General features: G+C 45.6%; 15 protein-coding genes and 1 riboswitch. All 15 genes read left to right on the forward strand.

What is annotated here, in order from left to right; genetic code table 11:
• Positions 1-43: 43 nt before the first annotated feature.
• The 15 genes from SATMO3_RS03030 (at position 44) to SATMO3_RS03100 (ending at position 19,314) form a co-directional block, all read left to right on the forward strand.
• On the forward strand, positions 44-1,159 hold the full coding sequence (locus SATMO3_RS03030) for an alanine racemase (protein ID WP_371377305.1): 1,116 nt from the start codon (positions 44-46) through the stop codon (positions 1,157-1,159).
• Positions 1,160-1,233: 74 nt separating this feature from the next.
• Positions 1,234-1,415: riboswitch (Lysine riboswitch) on the forward strand.
• A gap of 160 nt (positions 1,416-1,575) precedes the next feature.
• Complete coding sequence (locus tag SATMO3_RS03035; protein WP_371377308.1) at positions 1,576-2,979, forward strand: YfcC family protein; 1,404 nt, start codon at positions 1,576-1,578, stop codon at positions 2,977-2,979.
• Positions 2,980-2,999: 20 nt separating this feature from the next.
• Positions 3,000-4,166: a M20 family metallopeptidase gene (locus SATMO3_RS03040; protein ID WP_371377311.1), complete on the forward strand. Its 1,167-nt coding sequence runs from the start codon at positions 3,000-3,002 to the stop codon at positions 4,164-4,166.
• Between the two features lie 710 nt (positions 4,167-4,876).
• Positions 4,877-5,401 carry a hypothetical protein gene (locus tag SATMO3_RS03045; RefSeq protein WP_371377314.1) on the forward strand — a complete coding sequence of 175 codons (525 nt, stop codon included), beginning with the start codon at positions 4,877-4,879 and terminating at the stop codon, positions 5,399-5,401.
• A gap of 35 nt (positions 5,402-5,436) precedes the next feature.
• Positions 5,437-5,928 (forward strand): hypothetical protein, encoded by a 492-nt coding sequence (locus tag SATMO3_RS03050; RefSeq protein WP_371377317.1) that lies wholly within the window; start codon positions 5,437-5,439, stop codon positions 5,926-5,928.
• A gap of 15 nt (positions 5,929-5,943) precedes the next feature.
• Positions 5,944-6,621 (forward strand): DUF4241 domain-containing protein, encoded by a 678-nt coding sequence (locus SATMO3_RS03055; RefSeq protein ID WP_371377320.1) that lies wholly within the window; start codon positions 5,944-5,946, stop codon positions 6,619-6,621.
• 272 nt (positions 6,622-6,893) lie between these two features.
• A complete protein-coding gene (locus SATMO3_RS03060) occupies positions 6,894-7,604 on the forward strand; it encodes a GntR family transcriptional regulator (protein WP_371377322.1) in 711 nt (236 codons plus the stop codon).
• 336 nt (positions 7,605-7,940) lie between these two features.
• Positions 7,941-9,431, forward strand: coding sequence for an argininosuccinate lyase (gene argH, locus SATMO3_RS03065; protein ID WP_371377325.1), 1,491 nt, complete (start codon positions 7,941-7,943; stop codon positions 9,429-9,431).
• Positions 9,432-9,490: 59 nt separating this feature from the next.
• The gene (locus tag SATMO3_RS03070) at positions 9,491-10,813 is read left to right on the forward strand and encodes an anaerobic C4-dicarboxylate transporter family protein (RefSeq protein WP_371377328.1); all 1,323 of its coding nucleotides are present in this window, start codon (positions 9,491-9,493) and stop codon (positions 10,811-10,813) included.
• A 432-nt stretch (positions 10,814-11,245) separates the two neighbouring features.
• Complete coding sequence (locus tag SATMO3_RS03075) at positions 11,246-12,820, forward strand: sigma 54-interacting transcriptional regulator (protein ID WP_371377331.1); 1,575 nt, start codon at positions 11,246-11,248, stop codon at positions 12,818-12,820.
• A gap of 196 nt (positions 12,821-13,016) precedes the next feature.
• A complete protein-coding gene (locus SATMO3_RS03080) occupies positions 13,017-14,186 on the forward strand; it encodes an amidohydrolase family protein (protein ID WP_371377334.1) in 1,170 nt (389 codons plus the stop codon).
• Positions 14,187-14,210: 24 nt separating this feature from the next.
• Positions 14,211-15,503 carry an MFS transporter gene (locus tag SATMO3_RS03085; protein WP_371377336.1) on the forward strand — a complete coding sequence of 431 codons (1,293 nt, stop codon included), beginning with the start codon at positions 14,211-14,213 and terminating at the stop codon, positions 15,501-15,503.
• Positions 15,504-15,528: 25 nt separating this feature from the next.
• Entirely contained in the window at positions 15,529-16,659 is a 1,131-nt protein-coding gene (locus SATMO3_RS03090; protein WP_371377339.1) for a M24 family metallopeptidase, read from the forward strand.
• 213 nt (positions 16,660-16,872) lie between these two features.
• A complete protein-coding gene (locus SATMO3_RS03095; protein WP_371377342.1) occupies positions 16,873-18,180 on the forward strand; it encodes an MFS transporter in 1,308 nt (435 codons plus the stop codon).
• 219 nt (positions 18,181-18,399) lie between these two features.
• On the forward strand, positions 18,400-19,314 hold the full coding sequence (locus tag SATMO3_RS03100; protein ID WP_371377345.1) for a restriction endonuclease: 915 nt from the start codon (positions 18,400-18,402) through the stop codon (positions 19,312-19,314).
• The last annotated feature ends 118 nt before the right edge of the window (positions 19,315-19,432 follow it).

The raw sequence follows: 19,432 nt of genomic DNA on the forward strand, positions 1-19,432 counted from the left end.
AAAATGGCTTCACCTTTTTTGTAAAAATCGGAGGTACTATGGTATGAAAAGAATAAACCAGCTTACTACACCTAGCTTTTTGGTTGATTTGGATAAGATGGAACAAAATATTAACGATACGGCTGAATTATGCAAAATTAATAGAAAATTGCTCTGCCCTATGGTAAAGACGCATAAAAGCATTGAGATTGCCAACCTGCAAAAAGCTCATGGAGCCACAGGTTTTTTAGTTGGAACGCTTGATGAAGCAGAGAAATTGGTTCAGCATGGTTTTAAAGATATTATACTCGCCTATCCTGTTGCGGCAGCAGAAAATATTGAAAGAGTTATTGAGCTTGTTAAAAAAGCGCATATTACTGCAAGCTTTGATGGAATTGATGCGGCTATGCAAATGCAAAAGTTACTCATAAAGGAAAAGTTGACCGTAGACTATCTAATTATTATTGACTGTGGTTTACACCGATTTGGGGTTAAGCCGGATAAAGCTGTGGATTTAGCAAAAGAGCTAAGTGAATTATCCACCTTAACATTTAAGGGTGTTTCCACACATCCAGGACATGTATATGGAATCAATAATCTATCTGATATTGAAAGAGTTGCCCAAGAAGAAATAGAAGCTTTGGAAATGGCAAAAGATTGTTTAGTTGCAGCGGGCTTTGTCGTGGAAATAGTTGCTACCGGTAGTACGCCAACGCTGCAATTTGCTGTGCAAAATAAAACAGTTACTACCCTAAGACCAGGAAATTATATTTTCTATGATGCGATTCAAGTCGCCTTAGGTATAGCTCCAATCGAAAGGTGTGCGCTGACGGTACTGGCAACAATTATTGCTAATCCAAGTGAAAATATTTTTATTATAGATGCGGGAAGTAAATGCTTTGGTTTAGACAAGGGAGCGCACAGTGCTTCACTGGTAAGTGGATACGGTATTGTAAAAAAACATCCTGAACTGATTGTGGAAGGATTATCGGAAGAAGTCGGTAAGATTAGAGCGACTCAACAGACTAGTTTAAAAGTCGGTGATAAGATTGAAATTATTCCCAATCATGCATGTGCTGCTGTGAATATGTCAAGCTTTTTGTTAGGACATCGACAGGGATTTGTTGAAAAAATGATAGATATTGATGCAAGAGGTGGTACAAATCGGAAGCCTTGGTAGAACCATCCCCTTGAGGTGCCCCAACAGATTATTGACACCTGCTTTTATGTAGTGTAAAATTAATACAATTTGATAGTTTGTATAGAGGTGCGGGATATTATCAGTACTCACGGCTAGTTGGCAGACGTTGAACCGTGATGAAAGGAATACCCGCCGAAGCAAAAGTTATGCCAAGAACCTTTGCTGGTCTCGTATTGAACAAATACCAGACTGTCACTCGGTAAGAGATCTTTCCGGGTGAAGCGCTATATCACATGCAGGAAGTATAACTTTTTGCCCGCAAGCAGTTGTGAAAGCGTTCACACTGCTTTTTTGTTTTTTTCTGGTCCTATGAAAAATAACCAAGGCGAACATTACCTTGATTAATATATATCCCGCCGCTTGCGGGAAGGGTTATCGGAAGAGGAGGATACTAAATGCAAAAAAAAGCAGAAACATTCCGCGTTCCACACACATTTGCAATCATTTTTACGATCATTTTGTTAGTTGCGGCAGCTACCTGGATTCTTCCCGGTGGTGAATTTGACCGGGAAAAAAACAAGGCTGGAAAAACAACGGTTGTAGCCAATACCTACCATCCGGTTGAAAGTAAACCCCAAGGCATTAAAGAAGTATTCATGTCTCCGCTGAAGGGTATGGAAAAAGCGGCCAATATTGCCGGATTTATTTTGATTGTCGGCGGTGCCTTTGCTGTTATCCAAAAAACTGGTGCCATTGATGCTGGTATTATGAAAATGATTCGCCTACTAAAAGGTAAGGAAATATTATTAATTCCTATAACTATGACTATGTTCTCGGCAGGTGGCGCTATCTTCGGCATGTCTGAGGAAACCATCCCCTTTGTCGGCATATTTGTACCCATGGCGCTCTTAATGGGCTATGACCGGATAACCGGGATGTGCATACCTTATGTGGCTGCCACAACCGGCTTTGCCGGTGCTATGCTTAACCCCTTTACAGTAGGCATAGCGCAAAGCTTTTCCGAGCTTCCCGCTTTCTCGGGCATAGAATACCGAACTGGCATTTGGGTGGCAAGTACCGTCTTAGCCATATCTTTTGTCATGTGGTATGCCCGCCGGATTAAGAGAAACCCCGAACTAAGCCCAACGTATGAAGAGGATAAAGCTGCCAGAGCCAGCCTGCAGCACCTTAAAGAAAGTAACGCCACCCTTACCACCGGTCAGCAATTAGTGCTTACCTTGCTTGTAGCCGGGATGGCGCTGATCGTCTTAGGGGTATTGAAATGGGAATGGTACATTGATGAAATTGCCGCTGTCTTCTTGGGCATGGGAATTTTCGCTGGAATATTTGCCAAAATGAGTACTAATGATATTGCGGATGCCTTCGTTGTTGGCGCAAAAGACATGGTAAGCACAGCCATCTTAGTTGGCTTGGCCCGTGCCATCGTCGTGCTGGCTTCTGACGCAAAGATTATTGACACCATTTTAAATACTCTGGCTGCGCCATTAGCTGGTCTGCCGACTTTGGTTTCAGCATATGCAATGTTGATAGTTCAAATAATTATAAATTTCTTCGTAACTTCCGGTACCGGCCAAGCAGCACTGACAATCCCCATCATGGCTTCTTTAGGCGATTTAGTTGGTATAACCCGTCAAACTACCGTACTTATTTATCAGTTTGGCAACGGTTTCAGTGATATGATTTTCCCCACTTCCAGTGTACTTATTGGTTGCTTGGGCATGGCCGGCATTCCTTGGTCAAAATGGGCCCGCTGGGTACTGCCGCTGCAGATTGCTTTTTTTGTTTTGTGTGTAATTGCTATCACGCCAGCAGTACTGATGAAATGGGGTCCGTTCTAAAAATATAAGGAGATGTAGCAATGAAGAACTTAATTAACGACCAACTTGACCAGTTACAGGAGGTACTGTTCGCCCTTAGTGACTCAATCGGTCAAAACCCGGAGTTGGGTATGGTAGAATATCAATCTGCCGCTAAGCTGACCGGCTTGTTGGCTGAACATGGTTTTACCGTTGAAATGAATATTTGTAGTTATGAGACAGCATTTAAGGCTGTCTATAACTCCGGCAAGGCCGGTCCTACGGTTGCCTTTCTCGCCGAATATGACGCATTACCGGAAATTGGTCACGGCTGCGGTCATAATATGATCGGCGTCATGGCGGCAAGTGCGGGAATTGGCCTAAGCAAAGTTTTGGCCGATATTGGCGGCCGGGTAATTATCCTGGGAACACCTGCGGAAGAAACAATGGGTGCTAAAGTAGCAATGGCTAACCAAGGTGTTTTAGCCGATGTTGATGCAGCCATACTGGTTCATCCCCACAGTAAGACCCACGCCAGCGGCATATCCCTGGCTATGGATGCCCTGCAGTTTGAGTTTAAAGGACAAACCAGCCATGCTGCTGCGGCACCGGAAAAAGGCATCAATGCATTGGATGCTGTCATTCAGACCTTTAATGCTATAAACGCACTGCGCCAGCACGTCACATCTGATGTGCGAATCCACGGTATTATTAGCAAGGGCGGAGTAGCAGCCAATGTCGTTCCCGATCATGCGGTGGCCCAATTTTACGTCAGGGCAAAAAGACGTAGGGCACTGGCAGAAGTAGCAGAAAAGGTAAAGAACTGCGCCCGGGCCGCAGCACTGGCTACCGGCGCTGAATTAACCATCAGTAACTATGAACTTTCCTATGATGATATGAATACCAATCAAAAGCTGTCTGAAGCCTTTAGCGCCAATCTTCTGGCAGTAGGCGAAGCCCAAGTTAATCCGCCGCCTGAAAGCTTTGGCTCGATTGATATGGGCAATGTCAGCTATGTTGCACCGGCCATTCATCCTTATATCGGCATTGGCGATGAAACACTGGTAGGACATACCGTAGAAATGGCAGCAGCCACCTTTACACCTGCCGCACATCAGGCATTGTTGCGTGGAGCTAAAGCTATGGCCTTAACTGGTTATGATTTAATTACCAATGCCGGCTTGCTGGCGGAAATCAAGGCAGAGTTTGAGCAGAGTTTGAAAAAATAGCCTTTAAGCAATTGAAAACAATGTAATGCTAACTTTTCACCCGGTCTGCCGTCCCCTTGAGTCTCGAAACATAAAAAGCCCGGCAAGGGTAGCTTGGCGTACTTGATACGCCGAACTATTCCTGCGGGCTTTTTATTGCTTAGCGCCATGTTATCCAGTTCGCCCAGGTCGCTGGGGCATCCTTTTGATGCGTCGTGCAGTCCTTGGTGTTTTCCCAGCTAAAGACTCAAGGGAAAGACTCAAGGGGACGGTTCTCTTGATGCAATGCGAATACCTGATTAGACAGGAGTGCTTTCAATATGGCATATTTAGATATGAAAAAGTTATTTTACAAGTTAAAAGATCAGATAGGTGAGTTGAATTTTATAAATTTAGCATCAGGAGAACCGTCCCTGTGATGCACGAATAAAGGGTTTAGATGTTAAAAAAGGAAATTTATAATTGTGAAAGATCAACAGCGATTCAAATATGTGAGAAATAGTGGATACGAGAATTGAGACTACAATTATCAGGTTATTTTATCAAGCAGCTTGTTCTTGTTGCGCTAGGGAAGCATCACGGGGACGGTTCGTCTGCAAAAGATCATATTGGATTAGAGAGTATGTGTTGGTACTTAGTGTTCAAAGATAAATAACACTCTTTAGCATCAGGAGAACCGTCCCCGCGAATCTAAGTAAAGGTAAAAAAAAAAACGGAAGGATGATGTACCGATGAAAAAAGTGTTAATGCTAACCTTAGTCCTGTTGTTGGCATTCTCCAATCTAGTTTTTGCCGCGCCCAGTGAGTCGGAAGTTATAGCTTCATTTAAGAGCTATGTGGACAAGGAAGTCAAAAAGGCATTGGTTAGCTATGAAACGAATAATCGGATGATTTTTATAGTCAATAGGAAACAACCACCTTATTGGCTAGAACCGCCATTTTGGCGCATAGTACACTTTACACTTAATGACGAGTACAATATTGATCTTCGCAAGAACGATTCTTTGATTAGACCATATATTGGAATACTAAAAATTGATAAAATCGACTATTATGAGGATTTTTCCAGCAAAGAAGCAGCTGAACAATGTGTTTCACCTAAATACCGGGATACCAAACACTATACATTTACCATTGCCTATCAGGAGGATAAATGGGTAGTCACTAAAGCAGAGTTGCAATATAGCGGCGAACTGAAAACAAACAGTATTTATGATGTATTGAAGATTGAGCCTAAACTGGGATATCTGTATTAGGTATTCTTAGCGAGGAAATGGAAGGGCAGATGTCTATGAGAAAAGTGTTACTGTTAACCTTAGTTCTAGTATTGGTATTCTCCAACCTAGCCTTTGCTGCGCCAAGTGAGGCTGAAGCCGTAGATTCATTTAAGGAGTATGTTAGGGCGGAGGTTAATAAGGCTCTTGCCACCTATGAAGCAAAGAATCAGCAGATTTTTGAGCTTAATAAAAGAAAGCCGCCTGTCTGGAAGAGAATCCACTATACGCTCAGCCCTGATTACACCATTGATCTTCGCAAAAATGATTCCTTGATTAACCCGTATATTGGGAAACTGGAAATTGCCAAAATCAGCTATCATGAAGAATTTGCCACTCAGGAAGAAGCCGAAAAATGCACCTCCCCCAAGAATAAGGACACCGACCGCTATATATTTATCCTGGCTTATCAGGATGAGAAATGGGTAGTTACCAATGTGGTGTTAGAATATAGCGGCGAAGTGAAGCTGATGGGAATATATGATAAATTGAAGAATAAATACTGGTAGTGCGGGGGCAACATCATGGATACTGAATTCGAATTAATGAAAGCGTTACGTACAGGTCATACTGTAGAGTTTTTCAAAAACAGTAAATGGGATGAATATATCAAAGAACAGCCTTTGGGTGAAATCTATCTTCCTACAGGTAAGATTGTGGCAAATGACCCGCTTATTCTTTTTGAAACTCAGCCTTTTGCCAGAGCAGTAGCGGCAGGCCGCTATCCGGTGATATTGTACATTCACCATATTGATACCGACAAAAGAGTGGCTTTTGCAGAAATCCGTTTCACCAAGGAATTGCCAGCGCATTTTGAGCTTGCGCTTATTGCGGGGCAAGCGGCAGCAGCGTTGGGTGATGATGAATTTTTTGGCTATGGTGTTGACAGTGGGACAGGCGGCTTTATGGACGAGTGTGCTTGTAAGGCTCTCCAAAAGCTAGCGGCAGGTTTTGAGGATGGAATGTGGCCTGATTTGGAAAAGGCTTTGGATGACAGTTATGTACATACCTATTCTACTGCGAATGTAGTGCTTCCTGATTCTGATTGCAATATAGCGGCTTTTTCCAGCGGTTTCGGCGATGGGGCTTATCCAACCTTTTGGGGAATGGATGCTAAGGGGGATGTGTGCTGTCTGATTACTGATTTTTTGACTGTTGATACTGGTGAGGAGGATGACGAAGGGGAAGCTACACAGGAGTAATCGGAACCTTTTCCCTGTAGTAAAAAAGGTAACAACTTCTTGCATCAAGAGAACCGTCCCTGTGAGTCGCCTTGTGAGTCGCCTGGAAGCCGGCGTGCAGGGATTTGTTTTTTTGCCTGTTTATATTATAATGAAACCGTTGGCCGAATATAAAAAGGTATCCTGGTATTGGCGGCAACCGCCAAATTGGAATCGGACTTTTTACCGGACTGAAAGTGGTTTTGCGCGAGGTTTGGGCTGTAAAACCGCCGCTGAGAGGAAGGAAATAACAAGTGCTGTTAAATGGTGATAAAGGTATCCCGCTATATTATCAGTTAAAGAAAATCATCCGGGATAAGATCGAAGCCGGTATATGGTCTGCCGGCGAGCAGATTCCGAATGAAATGCAGCTTGTCGAGGCGTATCAAGTAAGTCGGGCCACGGTACGTCAGGCGGTTCTGGATTTAGTCCGGGAAGGAATTTTAATCCGGAAAAAAGGAGTAGGAACCTTTGTTTCAAGACCTAAGCTGGCCGGAGATTTAACGATAAATTTTTATTATCCTGAAGAATTTGGCACCAAGCATGTCCCAATGAGCAGCCAGATTATTGACCCTCCTTCCTGGGTTGCCAAACAGTTACAGACCGGGCCCGGCATGAAGGTCTACGAAATTATCCGTGTAAGGCTGTTTAATGAGGAACCGGCTGCGGTGGAAACATTGTATTTACCGAGCGATACTTTTCCTGATTTGCTGCAGGCCAACCTGGAAGAACGGATATTTGATTTACTTGCTGCCCATTTCGGGGTAACCATCTCCAAATTTGTTTCCTATGTCGAGCCCGTTTTATTGAATTCTTACGAGGCGTCATGGTTACAGGCAATCCAGGATCAGCCGGCGCTAAAAATTATAAAAATAGGCATGAATCAGCACGATAATCCTTTTGTGGTCACGGTGAGTGTTTTTCGTGGAGATCGCTATAAACTCTCCTTAAACCATACGAAATAGCCGGCTTATTATTGGCGCCTGTTTATAAAAATATATGTCAATAAAAATATAATTGACAGACAAAAAATGTATGTTATAATTTATTTAATGAATATGTACGGACATATTAACATACGTACATATAAAATGATTTAGTAATTATACTGACAGTAATCTGATGCAACAAAAAAATATAGGATACCAACTGGGCTGTACATTAACAAAGCCGTTATTTTGCCTGCCAGAGCAAAATAACGGCTTTTTTTAATAATTATTATTGGCAAAGAATGGTACTAAATCAGTATCCAGACAAAGCTGATTTAGGACTTTCTAAAATATTATAAGGAGACTGGTACGATGAGAGAACGAATTAAAGAACAGCCGGCGCCCGAAATCATTGACTACTTGTTCAAACCGGGCATCAGCAATGACCTGGAAAGGTCGTATGCCACTATTTTAGCGGTTAATGCGGCTCATGTCATCATGTTGATGGAAGAAAAAATTATTACCCGTGATGTCTGCAAAAAAATACTGTCTGTGACCAAAGAAATGGACTTGGCCGGCAAGCCGGACTTTGAGATCAATTATAATCTGGAAGATTTATATTTCAATATGGAAGCTTATCTGATCAAGACAGTCGGTTTGGATGCAGGCGGGCAGCAGCATACCGGACGCAGCCGCAATGATATGATTGCCACCATTATCAGGATGGACAGCCGGGATTATTTTCTGAAACTTTGCAGTATGGTTAACCGGTTAAGGGAAGCATTACTGGCTTTCGCCCAAGAACATGCCGATGTTGTCATGTCCGGCTATACCCATTTGCAACCCTCGGAACCGATTACCATGGGGCACTATTTTGCGGCAATACTGTACGCACTGGACCGGGATTATCAGCGTATTATCAATGCTTATAGCCGGCTAAATATTTGTCCGCTTGGCTCAGGTGCAATGGCATCAACCTCCTTTAAGATTAACCGCACAACAACGGCTAAACTTTTGGGCTTTGATGACTATATGGGTAATTCGCTGGACGGCGTTGCCTCCCGGGATTATGTTCTGGAAATTGAGGCAGCCTTGGGCATCATGATGAACAATCTCAGCCGTATGGCGCATGACCTGTATCTTTGGTCCACTCCGGAGTACGGTTATATTGAAGTTGGCGGCTCGGTAGCTGTCTGCAGCAGCATTATGCCGCAGAAAAAAAATCCCATGACCTTAGAACATATCAAAGCCAAAGCAGCGCATGTGGAAGCCTTTTTTGTTTCGGCTTTTAGCGCCCTGAAAAATACGCCGTTTACTCATGCCCGGGATATCAGCTGTGAATCTGTGAGTTACTACTATCCGGCGTTAAAAGAAGTCGAGGCGGCTGTCCAACTGGCGACGGTTACCATCAAAACAATTAAGGTCAATAAAGAACTCATGCTGGAGCGGGCGAAGAATAATTTTTGCACCGTAACGGAACTTGCGAATTATTTAGTCCGCTATGACGGTATTTCTTTTAGAGCCGCCCATGAAGTTGTCGCAGAAATTGTTGCCTATATGCTGGAACACAAAAAGTCCTCGGAAGATATCAATGCCGAGATTTTAGGTGAGATTGCCCAAAAATCCCTGGGGCTGAAAACCACCCTCACCAATGAACAAATCGCCAATGCGCTGAATCCGGTATTGAACGCCCGCGCCAAAGATGTTGCCGGCGGCCCTGCTCCCGGGGAAGTTGAAACCCAGCTGATTAAGCTGGCGGTGTTGCTGGAACGTGACCAGAAAGAATTAGCCGCTCGGACGGAAAGAATCGCCCTGGCCAAAGCCGCACTTAAAGCCAAGGTTAATGATATTTTAGCCAACTGACAGCACGCGGCGGCGCAGGCTTTGTCAGGCCCTAATTAATATTGGAGGTGGAACCGTCTATGTTCTTTCTGGAGTTTGCCATTGTACTTATCGTCATGCTTATTGGGGCCCAGTACGGTGGAATATTTTTTGGTATGGCCGGGGGCGTTGGGTTAGCGGTATTAGTGTTTGCTTTTAAACTTGCTCCGGCTTCACCGCCGATTGCCGTCATGCTGATCATCCTGTCGGTTGTTATTGCCGCCAGTACCCTGGAAGCTGCCGGCGGCATGCAGGTGCTTATTAGAAAAGCAGAGGAATTGTTGCGAAAACATCCCAGCAGAATTACTTTCTTTTCCCCGCTAATCGCCTGGGTGTTTACCTTCATGTCCGGCACCGGGAATGTTTTATACAATGTTCTGCCGGTCATTGCCGAAGTGGCCCGCGAGGCCAAAATCCGTCCGGAAAGACCAATTTCGATCGCCGTCATAGCTTCTCAGCATGCCGTGGTTGCTTCGCCAATATCCGCGGCGACGGTGGCGTTGGCGAGTATGCTGGCGCCACAGGGTATTACCTTAACGCAAATCATGGCAATTGCCATACCGGCGACACTCATCGGTATTATGGCGGGGGCCCTGGTCGTGAACCGGATGGGCAGGGAACTGGAAGACGATCCGGTGTATCTTGAAAAAATGGAAAAAGGGCTGATCCCGGTATTAACCGCCCAGGAACAAGCGGAGATTGCCAATAAAAAAGAGGCAAAATTATCGGTGGTTATCTTCCTGATTGGCGCACTCCTCGTTGTTTTGTTAGGCACTTTCACCTGGCTGCGACCTGATGTTGTGAATGCTGCCGGTAAAGTGAGCAAACTGGATATGACGAATGCCATTGAAATTGTTATGCTGTCTGTTGCGGCATTAATGGTGGTAACGTGCAAAGTCGATGTGAATAAAATCATCTCAGGAGCTGTTTTTAAAAACGGGATGCTGGGTGTAGTCAGTGTATTTGGTTTGGCCTGGATGAGCGACACCTTGCTGGCCAGCAATATGGATATTATTAAACATTCAGTACAGGAAGTGGTAAAGGCCCAGCCATTGTTGTTCGCTTTTGCGCTGTTTGTGGCCTCCGCGATTACCCACAGTCAGGGCGCTACCGTAGCGGCCTTAGTGCCTTTGGGGATTGCGCTGGGGGTTTCCGGACTGACCATAGCGGCAATGTTTCCGGCAGTATGCGGCTATTTTATTATTCCAAGTACGGGTGTTTTGCTGGCCGGCGTTGCCTTTGACCGGACCGGCACAACCAAGATCGGCAAATATGTAATCAATCATAGTTATATGATTCCGGGTCTGGTTGCGACAATCGCCGGCGTTACATCCGGATTTGTCATAATCCGCATCTTTTTCTAAGGGGCATTTCCAATTCATTATCCGGTAACTTAATTAGTTGAAAATCCTGCAATTTATTAAAAAAATTGCAGGATTTTTGCGCTTTTTTTGAATGTATCCGATATAGACGCGGCAAGGGGGCTGCCCAGTCTCTTGATCATTTACAAAATACCGCCAACGTATCTGGATGCTGCTAACACGATCACCGTCACCTCCCGCGGAACAAACCGTGGATCAGGACACAGCATAGCAACCAATATAAAATTTGCAAAATAAATCATCTTAAAGATGAAGTATAAATGGAAAGCATCATAAAATGTTGTTTTACTCTCTCATATCTTGCGATATAATAAAACCAGAATATATCGGTATGTAGAATATTTGCTTATACGACAAAGGCGCTCGTAAAATGAATTTTTTCGGGTGCCTTTATTTTTGTGAGGTGAAACGATTATGAGCGGGGAGACCAACGAGTTAAATACCAATAATAACTATTTGCTGCCTCTTTATGAAACTATGCTTGGATTAATTAACCGCTTGGAAATGAATGATTTACTTACGGCTATTATTAATCAGGCGGCCGGACTGGTGGCCACTGAGCATGCCTATATTTATCTGGTTAAACCTCAGGAGAATATCATGGAATTAATCCTTGGAATTGGCAGTTTCCAAAACTTCCGTTTCACTGTCCGCAGAGGGGAAGGGATGGTCGGGGTTGTCTGGGACCAGGGCAAGCCGATGTTTTTAAACCGGTATGGTGACTGGGAAGGCAGAGTAAGAAATCCGTTTTTTCAAGTGATTCAAGCAGCCCTGGTGGTGCCTTTGCTGCATCAGGAAAAAGTAATTGGCGTAATTGGGTTAGCATATAAGGAGAAAGCCCGATTTTTTGATAGCGGTCAGGTAGAAATGCTTAGTCGCTTTGCAGAGTTAGCCTCACTGGTTCTGGTCAATGCGCAACAGTATAATGATGTTAAACAAGAACTGGTCCAGCGGGAACAAGAATTGTCGAAAGTGCAAAAAATGCTGGCACAGGCAATGGGGATAGCCAGGATTGGTATTTTCTCCGATACGATGCGGCAAATTATTGCGTTAGGTCAGAAATATCATGAGAACCGTGATTTACCCGTGTTAATCGAAGGGGAAACGGGAACAGGCAAAGAATTAGTGGCAAAAAACATTCATTTCGGAGATCGGCGCCATGATTCGCGTCCGTTTGTTGATTTGAACTGTGCGGCCATTCCGGCAGGGTTGTTTGAAAGTGAATTATTTGGTTATGTGGCAGGGGCTTTTACCGGTGCAGTCCATAAGGGGCAAAAGGGTAAATTCGATTTAGCCAGGGGCGGCACCCTCTTTCTTGATGAAATTACCGAATTGCCTCTGGAACTTCAATCAAAACTATTGCGGGTTATTCAGGAAAAAGAATTTTTTCGCGTTGGCGGCTTAGAAAAAATCAAAACCGATGTACGCATTATTTGCGCTACCAACGTAGATTTAGCCCGGCGGGTGGAAGAGGGAACTTTTCGTAAAGATCTCTACTACCGTTTGAAAGTTGGTCATGTATTTGTACCGCCGCTCAGAATGCGCAAAGAAGAAATTATTCCGCTGGCAAGATTGTTTCTGCAGGAATTTTCCAGTGCAAAAAGGAAGAAATTCTGCGAAATCAGTGATGAAGCGCAAGAAATACTTTCGGCCTATGATTGGCCGGGAAATGTAAGAGAATTGCGCAATGTCATTGAGTGGATCGTTGCCCTGCATGACGACCGGGAATTGTCTGCCCGGCATCTTGCCATGCTGGGACCCTTTCGGGGAGACGGTACCCTGGTTAAACAACAGGAAACGAAAGTATTGCAAGTGGATGATTTTATTTTGCCTTCCGACCGGTTTCCCCTGGAAACCTTTGTCGATAATATTATCAGGGAAGCAGTTGAAATGCATGGCGGCAACAAAACGCTAGCCGCCAGCTATTTGGGTATTTCTCGCCGCACCGTTTATTATCGTTTGGAAAAGCTGGCTTTACGAAGTGGATAGTGCAATTTTTGCACATATTACAATTTTTTCTTGCATTATTCGTAATGAAAAGAAAATATTACGTCTTGTGTATTTGGGCGGGATACATTTATGCGCAAATCATAACATTTTATTGCAATTAAGCGTGCTGATTTTTGGCACGCTTTTTGCATTTTAGTAAGAAGTGAGTAACCAATTCTTAGCGGGAGGTTAAAGTATGCTGATCAAAAATGCAACTATCGTCGATGTGAAGTCCGGCAGTCTGATCTCAAAGGCTCAGTTATTGATTGAACAAGGAACAGTGACGGGAATTTATCAGAGCCAGTGTCCGCCGGTGAATGCGGAACCTGTTATCGATGCTCAGGGCATGTATGTTCTGCCGGGGTTAATTGACTGCCACGTACATCTTGTTTGGGATGGCAGTGATGATCCTAATGCCGCTATCATGCAGATGGATGATGAACTGATGGCTTTGCAAATGGCTAAACATGCTAAAGAAACCTTAGCACTGGGTATCACTACCGTCCGGGATACCGGATCACCGAGAAATGTGGGGTTTGCTGTTCGCGAAGCCATTCGCAGAGGGTTAATTGCCGGGCCGAATTTGCTTATTTCCGGTCCGCCTATTTGCATGACAGGCGGTCATGTGTATACTATCGGGCTGGAATCAGACGGCGTGGATGAAGTGAGAAAATCGGTAAGAACGCTATTGAAAAAGGGAGTCGATGTAATAAAAGTCATGGCTTCCGGCGGAGTTTACACAGAAGGTGAGGAACCGGCATCGCCGCAATTAACCGTGGAAGAGATGGTTGTGGCGGTGGAAGAAGCTCATAAGCGTAATGTTAAAGTGGCTGCACACGCTGAAGGGATTTCCGGCATTTTAAATGCCCTAAAAGCTGGCGTTGATACTATTGAACACGGTAATCTGGCTAACGCGGCAGCCTGGGATATTTTTATCAGCCAGGGAACTTATCTGGTGCCGACGCTAATGGTATTTAAACGTTTGGCGGAAGCCGGAAATACTGGCACGCCGGCCTATGCCGTTGCTAAGGCGCAGCAATTGCATACGGCTCATTTTAAGAACTTTCGCCAGGCAGTGGAAAAGGGTGTGAAAATTGCCGCTGGCACAGACGGTTATTCACCGCGCTTGCCTGAAGCGATGTATTTTGACGAGCTTATGGTCATGCATGAACTCGGAATGAGCAAGCTGGCCGTATTGCAGGCAGCCACAATAAATGCGGCAGAAGCACTGGGGCTGGCTGCCGTGGGCTGTGTTGAAACAGGTATGAAAGCCGATTTGTTATTATTGACTGCTAATCCGTTAGAGGATTTAAACTTTAGAGATAAGATTGCCATGGTGCTAAAAGACGGAGTCGTTATCCGCTAAGGAGAGAGAAAGGAGATTTAGAAAATGGCCACACCGGCAGTGATAGCTCGCAAAACGAGTGTAACCAGGGCACTGTTGGCAGGACTTATCGGCAATATTTTGGAGTGGTTTGATTACGCACTATACGGTTTTTTTGCCACCGCAATCTCGATAAATTTTTTTCCTGCTCAGGATGCTTTGGTCAGTCTAATGCTTTCGTTTATGGTATTTGGTCTGGGCTTTTGTGCACGTCCGCTTGGCGGATTTATTTTTGGCCACTACGCTGATAAGCTTGGCCGCAAAAACATATTGGCGGCTACCGTAATCCTGATGGGCTGCAGTACTTTTATTATGGGTGTTTTGCCGGGTTACGCTCAAATCGGTCTGGCAGCTCCGCTAATTTTGACAGCTATGCGCTTGGTGCAGGGAGTGGCTGCCGGCGGGGAGTGGGGAAGCTGTGTGTCGTTTTTGGCTGAATACGCTAAACCGCATAATCGTGCTTTTATTGTTAGCTTTTCCCAGGTGGGATCGGCGATAGGCCTTTTGCTGGGGGCGTTGGTGGGGACTGTGCTAAGTTCATGGTTAACCCAGGATGAAGTATATGCATGGGGTTGGCGGCTTGCTTTTGGCTTAGGGATTTTTGTGGCAATAATCGGCTATTATATCCGCAAATCGGTGGAAGAAACACCTCTGTTTCAGGAGCACATCGAGACTGCCGGGACTAACAAACCGATTAAGGAAGCCTTTCAGGGTTACAAAAAACAAATGGTGACTGTCTTTTTACTTATGAGTGGAGCTAATGTAACGTATTGGCTGGTTCTGAATTTTATGTCCACCTATATTTCACGGTTCCTGAAATTATCGCTTACAACCGGTTTCACCCTTACCATCATCACCCTTATGGCCTATATGATTGGCTTGCCTATATCAGGCTATTTAGCCGACCGGTTTGGCCGGAAACCGTTGATGCTCATTGGCTCAGCCGGAATTGTTATCGGCGGTTATCCGTTGTTTATGCTGCTGGCCAAGGCCGGCTCCTACGGGGAAATGGCCAGCATTGTATTTGCTCTGGCGTTTATCTTTGCCTTATTCCAGGGAAGTAACACGGTAGCCTTATCGGAGCTGTTTCCTACCAGTGTGCGTTGCAGCGGCTTTTCCATTGCTTATCAGCTTTCCAGCGCTATTTTTGCGGGAACGGCCATGGCGGCGGTTACCTGGCTGATCAATGTAACAGGCAGCGTGATGGCTGTACCGCTATATATGTGCGGTGTTATGGTGATTACCCTGCTGGCAGTGATCTTTTTATATCGCGAAACCAAGGATCAACCATTTGCATAACTAACTTGAGAGAGGCTCGGTATATATGAATTATCTGTTGCGAAGAGAGAGAATACTGGCGGCGGCGGGTCAAACCGTGCACGGAGTATTTATCCAGGACCCGGACACTATTTTTTATTTGACAGGCTATGAGGCAGTTATCAACTCCCGTTCTGTCGGTTTATTTATGAGCAGCAGGAAAACCGTGCTGATTGTGCCTGCACTGGCTGGAGCAGGCGCTAAAGCGGGGAGTAATGTTTCTGATTTTGCCCTGTATTATGAACAGCCGGAATACCATCCTGCCTGCTTAAGCCTGTATGCCTGCCTGATCAGGATTCTCAAGGAGGAGCCGTTCAGGGGTGTGCTGGGGGTTGATTATCAGAAATTACCTGTAGCAGATTTGCAGACGCTTAAACAGTATGGTGTACAAACGGAAGATGTCAGTGGCATCCTAGGCGCGGCGCGGTCCATTAAAGAAATAGATGAGCAAACAGCAATTAGTACAGCGGCGCATTTTGCGGATTTCTGCATAAGCGCTACGTTGGACGCTATCAAGCCTGGCATGACGGAACTTTTTGTTGAGCAGCAGGGAATTATGTCGCTTACCCGGGAGGTTGAAAGCCGGTTGTCCGGTGCCGGTTTAAAGTGTTTTACCATGACGCAGTCAGGTGCTGCCAGAACAGCTATGCCCCACGTCCATACGGGTGGCCGGATATTGCAGCCTGGCGACGGGGTTGTTCTTTGCCGGCAGGTGGCGGTGAATGGCTACCGTGCCCAATGTGACAGGACGATATTTTTGGAGAGACTCGCAAATGAGCAGCGAAAATATTACTCGCTGGTGCTGGCGGCGCAAGAGGCGGCGCTGGAAACCGTACGTCCGGGAATTCCAGCCTGCAAAATTGAAGAGCGAGTGCGTGACCTCTTTGCCCAAGCAGGGGTAGCAAAATATTTTATTCACCGGGTAGGTCATGGCTTTGGCATTAGTATGGCCGAGGCACCCTATTTACGCTTTGACAGCCAGGAACGAATAGAGGAAAACATGATTCTGGTTATCCAGCCGGCCTTGTATATTCCGGAAATTGGCGGATTTCGCTGTTCTGATACAATTCTCGTTCAAAATAGCGGCAACACAATATTAACCAAGTATCCCCGGGATATTGCCTCGCTGACTTTGTAGTGCTTCATCCGGCTGGGTTATGGAGTATAGCACCGAGAATTTTTGCCGTCAGGCGCGGCGGAGGAGCCGCGCATATCGGACATATGTAAGGCGACGACAACAAAGCATGGCGGCAAAAAGGCCGGTGATATACTTCATGTTCCCGCCGGATGAGGCACTAGCCTGCAGGAAAGAAAATAATCCGTTAAGATGAGTTAAGAAAGGGGAATCGATATGGAAGTCTCTTACCAAACTTCAAATCAGACCGCACCCAAACAAAGCATGGCCAGGGCTGTGCTGGCCGGATCTATCGGCAATGCGCTGGAGTGGTTCGACTACGGCTTGTATGGTTATTTCGCAGCCATCATTTCCTCCTTGTTTTTTCCGTCAAAAGATCCATTAACCTCACTGATGCTTACGTTCATTGTGTTTGGCGTGGGTTTCGTAATGAGGCCGCTGGGTGGACTCATCTTCGGCCATTATGCGGATAAGGCAGGCCGGCGCAAAGCGCTGGCAGTGACGGTTATTTTGATGGGAGCCAGTACCTTTGCCATTGGCTGTTTACCAACCTATGCCCAGATTGGTGTGTGGGCACCGATTTTGTTAGCTGTTTTTAGACTGATTCAAGGAATTTCAACAGGTGGTGAATGGGGCAGCTGCATGTCTTTTTTGGCTGAATATGGAAATGAACATAACCGTGGCTTTATTGTCAGCTGGTCTCAATTCAGTATTGCCGTAGGGTTGCTGTTGGGGTCGGCGCTAGGGACGATATTAACTTCTGTTTTATCAACCGAAGCGCTACACGCCTGGGGCTGGAGAATACCTTTCTGGAGCGGTTTGTTAATCGCCCTGTTTGGCATGTACGTTCGTTCCAATGTGGAAGAGACGCCCAAATACAAAGAAATGGAGCAGGCACAGGCCGTAGCTAACATGCCGGTCATAGAACTTCTTAAAAAATACCGGCGGGAAACAATTGTGAACGTCGGGGTTGTTATTGGCTGGACAATTTCTTATTGGGTAACTATGGCTTATATGCCGACTTATATCTCGAAAGTGCTTAAATATCCTTTATGGATCGGTATGTCTTTTAATACGGTGTTGTTGATTATCTTTATGATTGCGATTCCTTTTGCCGGCATGCTGGCAGACAGGATTGGCCGCAAACCGGTAATGATGACAGCAGCGGCAGGGTTTATTGTGTTGTCATACCCTCTATTTTACCTTATGAGCACCGTACAAACGGCCGGGGTATTATTCTTTGTAATGATGGTCCTGGCTTTGCTGCAGGCGTTGATTTGTGGAGGGGCGACAGTATTTATTCCCGAAATATTTCCTACCCATGTTCGTTGCAGTGCGATTGGTGTCGGTTACAATTTCGCCGTTGCGGTATTTGGCGGCACAGCTCCCTTCGTAGCTACCTGGTTAATTTCCGCCACAGGAGATAACCTGGCCCCTACCTATTACCTCATTGCCGGCGCCGCTTTAACCTTTTTGGTATTAGCCTTTTTAGCTGAGGAAACATACAAGAAACCGCTTAAATAATCTCCCCCTATAATCCAAAAGACATGCTTAATCCCGGTGTCTCCCTAGCTTGTCTCAAAGACAGCTAATAGTGGAAAATCCTGCAATATGTAAAAACATTGCAGGATTTTTTGCCTTTCTCTGGGAATGTATTGGGTTATAAGCACTGCAGGGAGGCTTGGCCGGCAAGCTTCATTTATTTGCCTTCCTGAACATGACCAATTGCGGGAGGTTTCTGTTATGGCTATGCCAACTTACGAAGAAATCATGCTGCCTTTCTTGCGGCGTTTGGCCGATGGACAAGTACATTCATTTAAAGAGCTGAATCAGGTATTGGCGGATGATCTTCAACTGGATGAGGAAGAGCGTATCCGGCAATTTCCCTCCGGTTTGCAGTCCATCTTTTACAACCGCGTTGGCTGGGCGCGGACATATCTTAAGAAAGCGCTGCTCATCGAAGCCATTGTCGCCGGACAGTTTCGGATTACCGAAAGGGGACGGGAGCTACTGGCGCAAAAGCCACCCCGGATTGATAACCATGTATTGAGCCAGTATCCAGAGTACCGGGAATTCAAACAACTGGCCAGACCCAAGAATGATCCTGCCGCAGCAGTGAACGAAAGCAATGAAACTGACAAAACACCGCTGGAGATAATGCACACCTACTATCAGGAGCTGAGAAACGCCCTGGCGGATGAACTACTGCAGCAGATCGCCGATCAGTCGCCGAAGTTCTTCGAGCGTTTGGTCCTGGACTTGCTGCTCAAAATGGGCTACGGCGGCTCGAGGGAAGACGCCGCTCAAGTCGTCGGCAAGTCCGGTGATGAAGGGATTGACGGGATTATCAAAGAGGACCGTTTAGGTCTGGACGTTATCTATGTACAGGCCAAACGGTGGAAAAACTCTGTCGGCAGTCCCGAGATTCAGGGCTTTATCGGCGCACTGCAACTAAAAGGCGCACAAAAAGGCATCTTTATTACCACGTCTACTTTTACAGCGGCGGCCCGCGATGTAGCCAACCGTATTGGCAACCGGATCGTATTAATGGACGGGCTTCAACTGGCGCAGCTGATGATTGACTACGGGGTGGGTGTGGCAACCGAGATAACTTATGAGATCAAGCGGATTGATTCGGATTACTTTTTGGAAGGGTAGAAGATGGCGGTTTGTTAAGGGCTGAATTTGCCAGACCAGAATCGGGTATATTTCCCCAAAATAGACAGCGATATCTCGGTCTTTACCAGAGATATCGCTGTTATTTTTTTCTTTCATT

The organism is Sporomusa aerivorans, assembly GCF_041428895.1.
In the GTDB taxonomy this organism is placed as follows: domain Bacteria; phylum Bacillota; class Negativicutes; order Sporomusales; family Sporomusaceae; genus Sporomusa; species Sporomusa aerivorans.